The 12,796-nt window shown below is 44.7% G+C and carries 13 protein-coding genes; 5 read left to right on the top strand and 8 right to left on the bottom strand.

The window, feature by feature from the left end; all coding sequences use genetic code 11:
* From L3V23_RS03780 to csdE, 4 genes are all read left to right on the top strand, one after another.
* A complete protein-coding gene (locus tag L3V23_RS03780) occupies positions 1–420 on the top strand; it encodes a DUF2850 domain-containing protein (protein ID WP_237291923.1) in 420 nt (139 codons plus the stop codon).
* 75 nt (positions 421–495) lie between these two features.
* Positions 496–1,599, top strand: coding sequence for a murein transglycosylase A (gene mltA / locus L3V23_RS03775; protein WP_237291922.1), 1,104 nt, complete (start codon positions 496–498; stop codon positions 1,597–1,599).
* 142 nt (positions 1,600–1,741) lie between these two features.
* Positions 1,742–2,551 carry a tRNA cyclic N6-threonylcarbamoyladenosine(37) synthase TcdA gene (gene tcdA / locus L3V23_RS03770; RefSeq protein ID WP_102940404.1) on the top strand — a complete coding sequence of 270 codons (810 nt, stop codon included), beginning with the start codon at positions 1,742–1,744 and terminating at the stop codon, positions 2,549–2,551.
* Between the two features lie 17 nt (positions 2,552–2,568).
* Positions 2,569–2,997, top strand: a complete 429-nt coding sequence (gene csdE / locus L3V23_RS03765; protein ID WP_237291921.1) for a cysteine desulfurase sulfur acceptor subunit CsdE — start codon at positions 2,569–2,571, stop codon at positions 2,995–2,997.
* A 245-nt stretch (positions 2,998–3,242) separates the two neighbouring features.
* Here the strand turns inward: csdE and csdA are convergent, their stop codons facing one another.
* The 4 genes from csdA to L3V23_RS03745 all read right to left on the bottom strand — a co-directional run bounded on the left by csdA (position 3,243) and on the right by L3V23_RS03745 (position 6,837).
* On the bottom strand, positions 3,243–4,454 hold the full coding sequence (gene csdA, locus L3V23_RS03760) for a cysteine desulfurase CsdA (protein ID WP_237291920.1): 1,212 nt from the start codon (positions 4,452–4,454) through the stop codon (positions 3,243–3,245).
* Positions 4,455–5,054, bottom strand: coding sequence for a DJ-1 family glyoxalase III (locus L3V23_RS03755; protein WP_102940401.1), 600 nt, complete (start codon positions 5,052–5,054; stop codon positions 4,455–4,457).
* Entirely contained in the window at positions 5,047–5,940 is an 894-nt protein-coding gene (panE, locus tag L3V23_RS03750; RefSeq protein ID WP_237291919.1) for a 2-dehydropantoate 2-reductase, read from the bottom strand. The genes L3V23_RS03755 and panE overlap by 8 nt, the downstream gene beginning before the upstream one ends.
* 114 nt (positions 5,941–6,054) lie before the next feature.
* A complete protein-coding gene (locus L3V23_RS03745; RefSeq protein WP_102966120.1) occupies positions 6,055–6,837 on the bottom strand; it encodes an outer membrane protein OmpK in 783 nt (260 codons plus the stop codon).
* Between the two features lie 611 nt (positions 6,838–7,448).
* On the opposite strand from L3V23_RS03745, the gene L3V23_RS03740 reads away from it, so the two are divergent.
* Positions 7,449–8,870, top strand: a complete 1,422-nt coding sequence (locus L3V23_RS03740) for an MDR family MFS transporter (RefSeq protein ID WP_102963543.1) — start codon at positions 7,449–7,451, stop codon at positions 8,868–8,870.
* Between the two features lie 43 nt (positions 8,871–8,913).
* On the opposite strand, the gene L3V23_RS03735 is transcribed toward L3V23_RS03740, so the two are convergent.
* The 4 genes from L3V23_RS03735 to L3V23_RS03720 are packed head-to-tail and all read right to left on the bottom strand — an operon-like array spanning position 8,914 to position 12,691.
* Positions 8,914–10,299, bottom strand: coding sequence for an MFS transporter (locus tag L3V23_RS03735; protein WP_237291918.1), 1,386 nt, complete (start codon positions 10,297–10,299; stop codon positions 8,914–8,916).
* A gap of 51 nt (positions 10,300–10,350) precedes the next feature.
* Positions 10,351–10,899: a peptidylprolyl isomerase gene (locus L3V23_RS03730; RefSeq protein WP_102986806.1), complete on the bottom strand. Its 549-nt coding sequence runs from the start codon at positions 10,897–10,899 to the stop codon at positions 10,351–10,353.
* A 28-nt stretch (positions 10,900–10,927) separates the two neighbouring features.
* Complete coding sequence (locus L3V23_RS03725; RefSeq protein WP_102940392.1) at positions 10,928–11,503, bottom strand: YajG family lipoprotein; 576 nt, start codon at positions 11,501–11,503, stop codon at positions 10,928–10,930.
* A gap of 57 nt (positions 11,504–11,560) precedes the next feature.
* Positions 11,561–12,691, bottom strand: a complete 1,131-nt coding sequence (locus L3V23_RS03720) for a methyltransferase (RefSeq protein WP_237291959.1) — start codon at positions 12,689–12,691, stop codon at positions 11,561–11,563.
* Positions 12,692–12,796 lie beyond the last annotated feature (105 nt).

Genomic DNA, 12,796 nt, shown 5'->3' with positions numbered 1-12,796 from the left:
ATGTTTAATAATTCACAACAAGACACTGCCGCGAATGGCAGTGGTGTGAAAAATAGAAAACGGTTGGAACTCTTCCTAATCTTACTCTTGGTTTTGGGAAGTATTGTAGCGGCGATTCTTTACGGAAATGTGATTGACCGAATAAAAGGCACTCTTGCGCCGAAACAAGAGATTTACGGAGTCTGGGTGGAGCAAGATGTGGCTTATTACTCAACTCGTAGGCTGGAAATTGGTCCTGACGGTATTACGATGGAAGGGCGTGTTTATACCACGCGGTATGATTTCGACGGACACTATTTAACCTTCGAGGTTGCGGGGCAGGAATACAAGTTTCAAATGACGAACCCTGAGAACACGGAAATGAAGCAGATAACCAGTGCTCATTACAAACCCATTTTCCGAATGTCAGGAAAAAACTAATTTAACAATTTCGCAATTGCGCTTCGGTAGTTAGTTTGTCATCCTTTCGGTCGAATTCAATATGGGATGCCTTCAGTGAACAAACGCCTTCTTTCTCTTGCCAGCTTAGTGCTTCTGTTTGGTTGTGCTCAACCGACTGACAGAGCGCAACAATACTTAGATGAACCTTTTACCAGAACACTGAATAAAGTGGATGTGGTGGAATCCAATAAACCGCGCGACTTTACTGAATTTGCCAAGCAAAGTGAGCAAGTGGTTGTCAATTCTCCTTCTATGGCTAAAACCTTTGGCCCTCTCTATGAGAAGCTCAACGAGTGGGTAATAGAAAGTGGCGATACTACTCAGCTCTCTCAGTTTGGTATCCAGTCTGCTCAGTTAGGCGGCGGTGATAGTAAAGGCAATGTCTTGTTCACAGGGTATTTTTCTCCGGTGATAGAGCTGCGTCATACTCCTGACGAAACCTTTAAGTATCCCGTTCACAGCATGCCTAAGTGTGAGATTGAGTGTCCGACACGAGCGCAAATCTATGATGGCGCACTTGATGGACAAGGGCTTGAGCTAGGATATGCGGCCAACCGAATTGATCCTTTTATTATGGAAGTGCAGGGCAGTGGCTTTGTGCATTTCGGTGATGACGATACGTTAGAGTACTTTGCGTATGCTGGTAAGAATAATAAAGCTTACGTGAGCATTGGCAAAGTGCTGATTGAGCGAGGATTGGTTGAACGGGAAAAGATGTCACTCAAAGCCATCAATGAGTGGGCTCACTCGAATGATGAAGCAACAGTGAAAGAGCTTCTGGAACAGAACCCTTCTTATGTCTTTTTCCAACCAAGAGCGGCTGCACCTGTAACGGGGACGGCAGGTATTCCTTTATTACCAATGGCATCGGTAGCGGGCGATCGCACTCTGTTTCCGATGGGCACACCTATTTTGGCGGAAGTGCCTTTGTTGAATGCGGATGGCACTTGGTCTGGCGCTCACCAATTACGTTTGCTGATTGTGTTAGACACAGGTGGCGCGGTAAAACAGAACCATCTCGACCTTTATCATGGTATGGGACCAAGAGCGGGTACCGAAGCGGGGCACTACAAACACTTTGGCCGAGTTTGGAAGTTAGGTCTTGAGAACTCGCCACTGCAGGCGCCTTGGGCATTACCACCCGAAAAATTGGAATAACTTTTCAGCCTGCTAGTTATCGTCTGCCTGCAACGCCAATCACTTTTGCGGAGTTTGGATGTGATGGTCTGGACATTTATATTAAGAGTGCGTATAAATCGCACTCTTTCTTTTTGAACCCTCTTTAATTTGGATTGTTGTCATGCGTGAACTCGATACTCCAGCCTCAGATAGCTATAACCAACGATTCGGCGGTACTCGTCGACTGTATGGCAATAGCGAAGTAGATATCCTACGTGCGGCGCACGTATGTGTTATTGGTATTGGCGGTGTGGGTTCATGGGCTGTTGAAGCGTTGGCAAGAACAGGTATTGGTGAATTGACGCTGATTGATATGGATGATGTTTGTGTGACCAACATTAACCGTCAAATTCATGCTATGTCTGGCACTGTTGGTCAGAGCAAGATTGAAGTGATGGCAGAACGCGTTAAGCTAATTAACCCTGAGTGCAAAGTTAATTTGATTGATGATTTCATCACGCCTGACAACCAGCATGAGTATCTGACCAAAGATTATGACTATGTGTTGGATGCGATTGACAGTGTGAAAGCGAAAGCCTCTTTGCTTGCTTATTGTCGCAGCAACAAGATCAAAGTGATTACGATTGGTGGCGCTGGTGGTCAAACCGACCCTACGCAAATCAAAGTGGCTGATCTGACTAAAACCATTCAAGATCCTCTGGCGAAGAAGATCAAAGATCGTCTGCGTCAGCACCATAATTTCCCGACCAATCCGGCGCGCAAGTTTGGTATCGACTGTGTTTTCTCAACAGAACATCTCAAGTATCCACAAGCGGATGGTTCAGTCTGTGCGACCAAATCGACCGCAGAAGGTCCTAAACGTATGGATTGTGCGTCTGGTTTTGGTGCTGCTACCGTCGTTACCGCAACATTCGGTTTTGTTGCTGTTGCGCGTATCGTAGAAAAAATCATTCAGAAACACAGTAAGTAATCACTGGAGTATTGTTCATGACTGCTTTTCCAGCCTCACCTTTTGGCACAGAAATCACCAGCGAAGATATAGTACAGACCATGCAACAATTTAAAGGCTGGGAAGACCGCTACCGTCAGGTGATTCAGTGGGGCAAAAAGCTACCTGTGATGCCAGAAGAACTGAAAAGTGAACAAGTAACGGTTTCGGGATGTGAAAGCTTAGTCTGGTTGGTTAGTCAGCAAGAAGAGTGTATCTGGCATTTCTGCGCCGATTCCGATGCACGTATCGTTCGTGGTTTGATTGCCCTAGTGATGGCCGCTTTTGAAGGCAAAACGTCTCAACAGATCCAAGATTTTGATGTGGATGGATATTTCGAACAGCTCGGACTCATCACGCATTTGAGTCCTTCCAGAGGGAATGGGTTGAAGGCTATCATCGATAAAGTAAAAGAGATCGCTGTTTAGGTTTCATTTATTGATAGCCACTGTCGTGGCTATGTGACTTTTTTCTACAGGCAAAAAAGTCACCAAAAAGCCCGTTTGCCGATATTCCTCTCTTTCATCCAATTTCCACTCTGTTTCGAGCTACCGTGTTGAAGGCCACATCCTGTGTCCGTCAACACTTTGCCAGACGTCCTGTCTGGCAATAGCTGAACATAGTTCCAATTGAATGGAGGAATAAGGCAAAGAAACAGCTAAAAGCGGCGGACTTACAACATGTCGACAGCTTTTTCTATGGCGGCAATTAAGCGTTCGACATCTTCATCCGTATTGTAGATACCAAACGAAACTCTCACGGTTCCTTTTACACCAAACGCTTCCATCAAAGGATGGGCGCAATGATGTCCTGCGCGAACCGCAATACCTTGTTGATCAAGCAAAGTCGCTAAGTCCTGATGATGAACACCATCCATAACAATACTCAAGACGCTGGCGTTACTTTGGTAGCCCAATACACGAATGTCATCAATCGCACTTAACGCCTGATAAGTTTTCTGTTGGAGCCGATGAATATGATCTTCGATGTCATTTCTATCAAAGCTCTCATACCAGTCAATTGCACAGCTTAAAGCAATCGCTCCGGCTACGTTTGGAGTACCCGCTTCAAATTTGCCAGGTAAGCCTGAGAAAGTGGTGCCAGAGAATGATACTTTCTCGACCATTTTTCCGCCGCCGTGCCAAGGTGGCATCGCCTCTAGCAGAGCTAACTTTCCGTAAAGAACCCCAATCCCCGCTGGAGCATAGAGTTTGTGGCCAGAGAATACGTAGAAGTCCGCGTCTAATGCAGAGACATCCACTTTTTCATGCACTATGCCTTGAGCGCCATCGACAACGACAACCGCCCCTTTATCGTGAGCCGCTTGAATCACTTCCTCAATCGGTTGACGGCAGCCAGTCACGTTAGTGATATGAGCTAATGCGACGATCTTGGTGTTAGTGGTCAGCAACTGATGAAACGCCGCTAAATCGAATTCGCCATTTTGCGTCATTGGTACTTTTACAATCGTTGCACCCGTTTGCTGGGCGACGATTTGCCAAGGCACGATGTTCGCGTGATGTTCCATCTCACTAATCAGTATTTCGTCACCAATTTTGAGCGTATTTCTTGCGTAAGTTTGAGCGATAAGATTGAGCGCTTCAGTCGCGCCGCGAGTCCAGATAATACTCTTACTGCTCTTCGCACCAATAAATTGAGCGACATTATCTCTTGCTGCTTCAAACTGGCTGGTGGCGTGCGCGGTTAAGCTATGACTGCCGCGATGCACATTGGCATTCTGCGCGCTGTAGTAATGAGTAATCGCATCAATGACGACTTGAGGTTTCTGAGTGGTTGCTGAGCTATCGAGATACACCAAGGGTTCATTATTGATGTTCTGAGACAGGGCTGGAAATTGCGCACGAATGCCGTTGATATCCAGCATTTATGCCTCACCGTATTTTTCATAGTTCAGCTGTGGTACTGGAACCATAGGCAGTGCAATTTCACGAGCTAACGCTTTGCCAGAAAGCAGGGCAATAATTTCAATAGAAAACTCTAACGCTGAACCTGGACCTTGGCTGGTGAGAAGGTTGTTGTTCACATCGTAAGTGACGCGACGGTTGCGCCATAAATCTTCAGGAATATGGTCTTTAAAATTCGGGTGGCCTGTCATTAACGCACCTGGGAAAAGATCATGATGAATTAGAACGACTGCAGGTGCTGCGCAGATAGCAGCAACTAAGCGTCCGTCGTATTTTTGTTGCTTGATGATTTCAACCAAAACGGTGCTGTCACGGAAGTTCTCGGAGCCTTGTACGCCGCCCGGTAGAACAACAGCGTCGAACTCTTCATCTGCGATATCAACCAACTTGCAGTCGGCTGTTAAGGTCACGCCACGAGACGCCTTCATGGTGAGTTTGCCTTCAAAATCGGCACTCGCAACCACGACCTGATAGCCAGCACGTACCAGAATATCAATGATGGTTACCGCTTCCATTTCCTCCGTACCCGGAGCGATAGGAACAAGTATGCGTTTAGTCATGATGTTTTCCGTTTTTTCCTAATAATTGGATTTGCTTGTACAACTCACTATTGGCTGGCACTTCTATGCCATGTTGTTGAGCTTTACGTACAAGGTAGCCTGTAATGAAGTCTATCTCGGTTTGACGACGATAGAAAATATCTTGATGCATTGATGATTTATTCGCTGCTGTGGCGCGAATGACATTGTCGATGGTGGTTGTCAGTTGGTTCCTGTCGACGGGAATCTTTTCTGCCTGCATCACGGATGCTAACTCGTCAATTACAGCGTCCAGTGTTGGACGAAACTTCTCTTCTGCTAGTGCACCATTCAGACATTGGTGAATGGCTGTCAGGGGATTGATTGCGCAGTTGATGGCTAATTTATTCCACAGAGCAAACTGTATGTTTGGGTTCCACGATACTGTCGGTAAAGCGTGGTTCAACACGTCAACCAGAAAGGTACACTGGCTGCCTTTTAGGTTGAAAGCGCCAAGCTGAGTTTGGCCAATTCCCGTGTGTTTTACATGGTGAGCGTCTACTTTAAGTGCGCCGTGGGTCGTGGTGGCGATGACGACCGGATATTCGGATATCAGCTCTGCGATGTTATCAGCAGCCCCCATACCATTATGCATAAAAAGCAAAATGGCATCTTTGTTCACATGGGGGAGGAGTGGAGTTATGGCGGCTTCAACCTGCCATGCTTTTACTGTGACCAGTAAGAGATCCGCATCGATAAGAGTCTGTGGTTGGTTATAGCTAAATAGAATTTCAGGGGAATCATCCGCTGCCAACATCCATTGCTGACTTTGTTTAGTGCCCCACAAGGAAACCTTGTGTCCAGCCTGATGCAGCTTATACGCCCATAGGCTGCCAATTGCACCCGGACCAACAATGACGATATTCATATTTCCCCAGAATCACCGCTAAATAATCTCTGCGGCTAAGGATAATGAGCAGGACTGGGAAAGCAATAAAAAAGGCGCCAATCGGCGCCTTTCGAGCAATTTAGACTTCAAATATTAGAATTTGTAAGTTGCTGAGATGTAGTGACCAAAGCCAGTTGACTTGAAGCCATCAGTATCTTTAATACCGTAGATATCTTTGTAACCTTTAAGACCGTAACCTAGAGCGAAGCGGTCTGAGTGCCAGTAGATACCGTTGAACATTGCACCACCGTTGCTAGCAGAAGAGTATTTGTCTTCCATTGCAAATTGGTAATCAATGTAACCTTGGTAAGAGATGAATGAACCGTTCTCGAAGAAGTAGAAAGGTTTGAACCAGTTCATAGAGAATTGGTAACCGTTCCAGTCTTTCTTGTTAGAGTCGTAAGTACCGTACAGGTTCATACCTACTTTACCTAACCAAGGAACCATAACATCAGAACCTAGGCCAACTTTTTGAGAGTTAACACCAGAGTTACCGCCCCATTCCATAAGAGTTGCTAGGTATAGCTCTTGTACTGGACCGAAAGATAGGTCTTTGCCAGTAAGCGCGTCTAGAGACATACGAGGCGCGAACTTCATAAAGATTTTTTCTTTACCGTTTTTATCGCTACCTGGGTTACTTGCTAGGTTGAAAACGTCAACGTAACCGTAAAGGTCGAAGATTCCTGAGCGGCCGCCAAATTCCATCTCTAGGTAATCATGGCTAGATTTACCAGGAAGCTCATCAAATGCACCCATTAGGTTGAATTGCATCCACTTGTAATCGTTTTTGTGGATGTCGCCATCTGAGTAATCCGCAGCCATAACTGGAGCAGAAGTTGCTGCTAATAGGCCAAGAGTAAGAAGTGATTTACGCATAAGGGTAACTCTCTATGTTTTGTATCAATTCAGGAGCGGCTTGATTACCGCCTGTCCAATTTGGGTGCATGATAGCGATTTAAATCTCAATTGAAAGTGAGAAAAGTTGCAAAAGTAGATAAACATTGTGAGTTAGATCTAATTAATTTAAATAAAAAGTGAACTAAATTCATATTTCATTTTATTGCATTTTTAATGTGATTTGTGTCACTCAAGTTTTTCCAATTGTTGTTTTTGAAGCAGATCGATTAACCAACACTTTTTGTTAATAAAGCTTGGGAGATGATGTATTGCTAAATATTCAGTTGGTTTATATTTGGTATTAAACTTGTTTTGTAAGCCTTGTTTTATATAAGTTTTGGGGCTTTTGTCTGTCTTCGTGATCGACTTTATTCAGCTTTTTTTTGTGGTCAATCTAGGCAGGAAATGAAAGGTTTGTTTTGTTCATTTAAAAATAATTTGTGCAAGTTATTTTTATTAAATGTGTTGGTTTAATCTTTTTATACAGTGGCTTATATCAAGTATCGAAGTGGACCTATTGGAGGCTATAAGATTAATAAAACACTATTTCAGTGTATGATGTTGGCTCTGGTTATCAATGAAGGAATACCATGGCGGAGCCGATAGATAAGAAAACCTTTCTTACCATCTTTACCACAGTCTTTTTGCCGATGTTTTTGGCGGCTATCGATCAAACACTGCTAGCAACCGCAACACCCGTCATGGTCAGAGATTTGGGTAATATTCAGCTTTCATCGTGGATTGCAATTGGTTATATGCTTGCGGGTGCGGCTTCCGTACCTGTGTATGGTTGGCTTGGTGATCAGTATGGTCGTAAAAAGATGTTGATGATTGCGCTCTGCATTTTCGCTGTTGGCTCTGTAGTTTGTGCGTTAGCAGTGAGTATGCATGGTTTAGTGTTTGGCCGAATTGTTCAGGGGCTAGGGAGTGGCGGCTTAATGAGTCTGTCTCAAGCTTTGATTAGTGAATATGTTCCGCCCAGACAAAGAGCAAAGTTCCAAGGTTATTTTGCCTCTTTGTTTGCTTTATCCAGTATCTGTGGCCCCGTGCTTGGCGGCGTTGTGGTGACCTATTTAACTTGGCATTGGTTGTTTTGGTTTAACTTACCCCTAATTGGATTTGCACTGTATCGTTTAGCAAAACTGGAGCAAGTCAGCCGTAAAGCCGAGAAAAAGCCAATAGATTTCTTTGGATTAATACTATTTCCAAGCATGATGACTGCAATTATTTATTGGTTGTCTGCTGGTGGACATTACTTCTCGTGGAGTTCCTCAACCAGCATTACGTTGTTGGCCACTTTCGCTGTCTTGCTAGTTGTGCTTGTCGTGCAACAGAAAAGGGTTTCTCACTCGTTTCTTCCTTTGCGGCTATTAGTGCAAAAAGAAATCTATATTCCACTGACTTCCACCTTCTTATTTGCAGCGTGCTTGTTTTCATTAGTGTTCTTCTTACCAATTTATCTTCAGGTGGGTCTTAACACTTCGGCTGCGACTGCTGGACTACTGTTGATGCCGTTGTCTGCGGGAATGATTAGTGGTTCTTATATTACAGGTAAGGTTATCGCCAAAACGGGTATCCCTAAATGGATGCCGGTGATGGGCATGTCGTTAAGCTGTCTGGCATTTTTCTCATTGGCGATGTTTGATTTCGGGCCTTATGTTGTGAGTTTATTTGGTTGCTTATGTGGATTGGGTTTCGGAACGGTTATGCCGTCGACTCAACTGCAAATTCAGACCATTGCTGGAAAAGAAAATTTAGGCCGAATCACATCAATGGGATCGCTAAGCCGTTCTGTCGGTGCTTCTGTAGGGACAGCGGTGTTTGGTACATTAATTTACTCACTGATTCCGAATTTCAGTGCAGAAGGCTCACTCAGTGAGTTACTCAATACACCGCAGCCTGTGATTTCTAATGCTTTCCAGACGGGTTTTTTGCTCGCAGGGACTCTTGCTCTTATCTGCGCGGTGAATGCCGCAAGAGCACCGCGCATTCATTTGGATGACTACGAATAACTCAGTGGGTAAACAAGAGGGAACCTTAGGTTCCCTCTTGTTTTTATTTCACTATTTTATCTTCTACCAGTTCTTCTTTGTGATCTCTTGCTTTGTTTAACAGGTCAGTAAAGTAATGACGCAGCGTATACAGCATGATCAAACTTGGAATAACCATCAAAGCGGTCAGAATAAAGAACAGCGACCAGTCATTTAAGTAGTCTGCCAGCTCGCCACTGAATGAGGCCAGTGTAGTGCGGCCGAAGTTACCTAATGAGGCTAGCAAGGCGTACTGAGTTGCAGAGAAGGCTTGCCCCGTCATCACTGTTAAGAAGGAGACGAAGGCGACTGTAGAAAATGCCGTGGTGAAGTTATCGACAATAATAGTGGCAAGGAAAAGATGTTCATTTGGACCAACCTGAGCAATCCAAGAGAACATTAAGTTACTTGCTGACATGGCGATACCACCAATCATCAATCCGCGGACAATACCAAAGCGTACGTTGACCATACTGCCAAGCAGGGTAAACAGCATAGTAATACCCCAGCCAATCAATTTGGAGTAGTAACCAATCTGCTCGTTGCTGAAGCCGATTTCTTTGTAAAACGCGATAGACATTCGACCGAGGAACGCTTCACCAATCTTAAATAGGAAAACGAACAACAGCAGTGTGATAGCTACCGAAGTGCCGTTGCGGCGGAAGAAATCAATGAATGGCTCCAGTACAGTTACACTCAACCAGGCCAATATCTTTGAATTAACTACTTTGTTGTGTCGTTGCTCAGCCTGTTTCTGTAGCGCTTCACGGTTGGTGTTAGGCTCGCCAACCAGCAGGGTAAACAGAATCAACACGCCCACGATGGCAGCCATGCCGTAGTACACACCATTCCAGCCCATTGAATCAGCATTGATAAATGCCAGATAGCCGGGAACCGAATAGCCTGTCCACCAACCAATCACTGCCATAGCAGAAGCTTGTGGCAGTTTACTGGATTCCGATTTCGGAAAGGTATCAATACGAAACGCATCAACCGCAATATCCTGAGTTGCAGAAGCTATCGCAATACCTAGGGCGAGCATGGATGTCAGCATCAGGTTTGTCGCTGGGTTTACGCCAGCAATAAACAGCGTACAGATTAAAATCAGAACCTGACAAAGGAGTATCCAACTGCGGCGCTGCCCAAGCAGAGAGTGCAGAACCGGTAAGCGGACTCGGTCAACCGCGGGTGCCCATAGAAAGTTAATCGCGTAAACCGCAAACACACTGCCGAAATAGCCAATGGCACTGCGAGTCAGTCCTGCATCTTTTAACCAGCCAGACATGTTTGAGCCAATCAACACCCAAGGGAAACCGCTGGAGCATCCGAGCATCAATACCCAAAGCAGACGTTTATCGAAGTAGCTACGGATAGTTTCAACCCAAGTGAGAGATTGATTTTCTTGTTGCATGGACCTTTCCTTGTCGGAAAAAGAGCTCCGAATAAATCGGAGCTTTAGGTGTTATTTAATCAGAGTGGCGTTGGTGATGATGATAGGTGTTACAGGAACATCCTTCATGTAGCCAATTGATCGAGTAGGTTGTTGAGCCATCTTTTGAATGACTTCAAAACCTTTAGTGACTTGACCAAACACAGCGTAGCCCGGTGGGCGTTGGCCGTAGTTCAGAAAATCGTTATCAACGAGGTTGATATAGAACTGACGCGTGGCTGAATTTGGATCGTTGGTACGAGCCATAGCAATTGTCGCGGTGTCATTGCGTAAACCGTTGCTCGCTTCATTTTGAATTGGAGCATAGGTGCTGACTTGCTTCATGTCGGTATCGAAACCGCCACCTTGTGCCATAAAGCCCGGGATGATGCGGTGGAAGATAGTACCGACATAACTGCCGTCTTCAACGTAGCGAAGGAAGTTAGCAACACTGATTGGTGCTTGTTCTTCATTCAATTCAATGGTGAAAGTGCCTAAAGTGGTTTCAACTTCCACTTGAGGCCCTGCCCAAACATAGCTGCTCGCTGCAATAGCGAGCGCTGCCAAAGAGCCTTTCACCATGGACATTCTTTTCACCATGGATAGAGTTTTAACCATGGAAACGCTCCTTCATGTAGTTTTGTAGTTCTGTGTCTGCTGCGATTTCTTTAAGAACAAGGTTCACAACATCATTCAGAACTTGTTCAATATCTTCATTTGAAGCGCTTAGGGCACCAGTACGTTTTGCAGTACCTGTATAGCTCTTCACTAACTTACCTTTTGGTGTTTCTGCGGTCAGTTGTAGCAGAACTTTACCGTTCATCTCATTTTCCATGATGGTATGAGTCACAGTCACTAAGGCTTCTTGGATTTCAAGCGTCAGCATGTTTTCGCTGTTAACTGTGATAGTGAAGCCTTGAGAATCAAATTGGCTTGAAAGTGCATTCTCCAAAGCGATACGAACGTTTTGGCGTGCATGAATAGGTTCGATGTTGTTGCGGCCGCTATCGACTAAAGCAACATATTGCGCAGAGCGAACGTCTTTACTAACCAAAGTGAACTTGCTGTTTGTCACAATATCACTGTTACTTAAAACAGCCGTAGGGTTTAGGCTTATCTGCTGTTGTTGAGGTGCAGAGCAAGCGGCCAATAAAGCAATAGAAGCTGCGAGAACCAGTTTTTTCATGGTCAATTCCTTTCGTTTGTTTTGGCATGTCAGGAACATGCTTAAGGTCACCAGACCCTAATACTTAGTAGCTTGTAAGATAACAAATTTATTGTTGCTAGCGACAGTCTTTACTTGTGTGTGACCGAAAAGGCGAGCAAGTTTTATATCGTATCCGAGGTGGCGATTGCCGATAACCAATAATTTGCCCCCTTTTTTAAGAACTTGCTTTGAATCACAGAACATCTGCCATGCGATATGGTCTGTGATCGCTTGTTGTTGATGGAAAGGGGGATTGCATACGATAAACGAAGCGCTCTCCGTTTCAAACTCATCTAAACAATTGTTCGCGATACAAGTTATCTCAGGTTGTGTTTGTAAATTGTTGTTCAAGTTGCGTCTGGCTGCTTCCACCGCCATAAAGCTCTCGTCAACACAAGTAATCGAGGCATTGGGATTTAACCGCGCCAGTTTTATCGATAGCACGCCATTTCCACAACCTAGGTCGATAAAGTCTGTGAGATCTTCACTTGGCAAATGTTCAAGCAGCAAGCGCGCGCCTTGGTCGAGGCTCTCTCCAGAATACACGTTGGGAAGATTCACTAAGCTCATTTGCTCGTTTTCGACTTCCCATCGAACTTCTTCGTCCACATTGGGTACTGGTGTGCAATTGGCAAAAGAAAACACTAAGCGGTGTTTTTTCCATGCCAGAGATGTCTTAGTGTCACCCAAATACTTCTCAAACAACTGCAGTGTTGAAGAATGAATCTCTTTTGCTTTGTTGACAGAAATAATGGGGCATTTTTCGTCTACAGATTGACGAAGTTTACTCAGAATCCACACCAGATGACGGTTATTTCGAGGGATTTGCATCAACACCAGATCGATGTCGTTAGGTATCTCATCCATGGTGTTGAGAAGTGTCACGTCATTGCAAGAGTTACGTTTTAAGTTTTCCAGTGTTGCTTTGTGAGCAATGAAAGAATCACTCATCATGAACACTTGGTGCTGCGCAGAAAACCAGCAACTGAGAGCGCCGAACGAATCGTTTAAAATCAAAATGCGTTTTGGTGAGGCTAGCGCTAGTTCTTCAATGTGTGAGATCAAGTACTCATCACCCGCATCCCAAGCTTGCAGAAGCTCATTGTTACGAATCGGGAAGCGATGCAGTGTTAGCGTGCGTTCAAATAGCGAAAGCTCAGTTTTCATATTCGGTTTAATTGATAGTTTTAAAGACACTATTATTGTCTCAGATGCTCGATGATCAAGAAACATAAACCTTTCGCTGACAATTTGTTGGTCGAACCTATGGTT

This window comes from Vibrio sp. A1-b2 (genome assembly GCF_021726015.1).
Taxonomy (GTDB): Bacteria; Pseudomonadota; Gammaproteobacteria; order Enterobacterales; family Vibrionaceae; genus Vibrio; species Vibrio diazotrophicus.
This window is presented reverse-complemented; position numbering and strand designations above follow the sequence as displayed.

Excerpts from the sequence above, each read along its gene's own strand:
- L3V23_RS03755 (WP_102940401.1), bottom strand. The coding sequence starts at position 5,054 with ATGACTAAACGCATACTTGTTCCTATCGCTCCGGGTACGGAGGAAATG.
- L3V23_RS03720 (WP_237291959.1), bottom strand. The coding sequence starts at position 12,691 with ATGAAAACTGAGCTTTCGCTATTTGAACGCACGCTAACACTGCATCGC.
- csdA (WP_237291920.1), bottom strand. The coding sequence starts at position 4,454 with ATGCTGGATATCAACGGCATTCGTGCGCAATTTCCAGCCCTGTCTCAG.
- csdE (WP_237291921.1), top strand. The coding sequence starts at position 2,569 with ATGACTGCTTTTCCAGCCTCACCTTTTGGCACAGAAATCACCAGCGAA.
- L3V23_RS03725 (WP_102940392.1), bottom strand. The coding sequence starts at position 11,503 with ATGAAAAAACTGGTTCTCGCAGCTTCTATTGCTTTATTGGCCGCTTGC.
- panE (WP_237291919.1), bottom strand. The coding sequence starts at position 5,940 with ATGAATATCGTCATTGTTGGTCCGGGTGCAATTGGCAGCCTATGGGCG.
- L3V23_RS03780 (WP_237291923.1), top strand. The coding sequence starts at position 1 with ATGTTTAATAATTCACAACAAGACACTGCCGCGAATGGCAGTGGTGTG.
- L3V23_RS03735 (WP_237291918.1), bottom strand. The coding sequence starts at position 10,299 with ATGCAACAAGAAAATCAATCTCTCACTTGGGTTGAAACTATCCGTAGC.
- tcdA (WP_102940404.1), top strand. The coding sequence starts at position 1,742 with ATGCGTGAACTCGATACTCCAGCCTCAGATAGCTATAACCAACGATTC.
- L3V23_RS03730 (WP_102986806.1), bottom strand. The coding sequence starts at position 10,899 with ATGGTGAAAGGCTCTTTGGCAGCGCTCGCTATTGCAGCGAGCAGCTAT.
- L3V23_RS03740 (WP_102963543.1), top strand. The coding sequence starts at position 7,449 with ATGGCGGAGCCGATAGATAAGAAAACCTTTCTTACCATCTTTACCACA.
- L3V23_RS03745 (WP_102966120.1), bottom strand. The coding sequence starts at position 6,837 with ATGCGTAAATCACTTCTTACTCTTGGCCTATTAGCAGCAACTTCTGCT.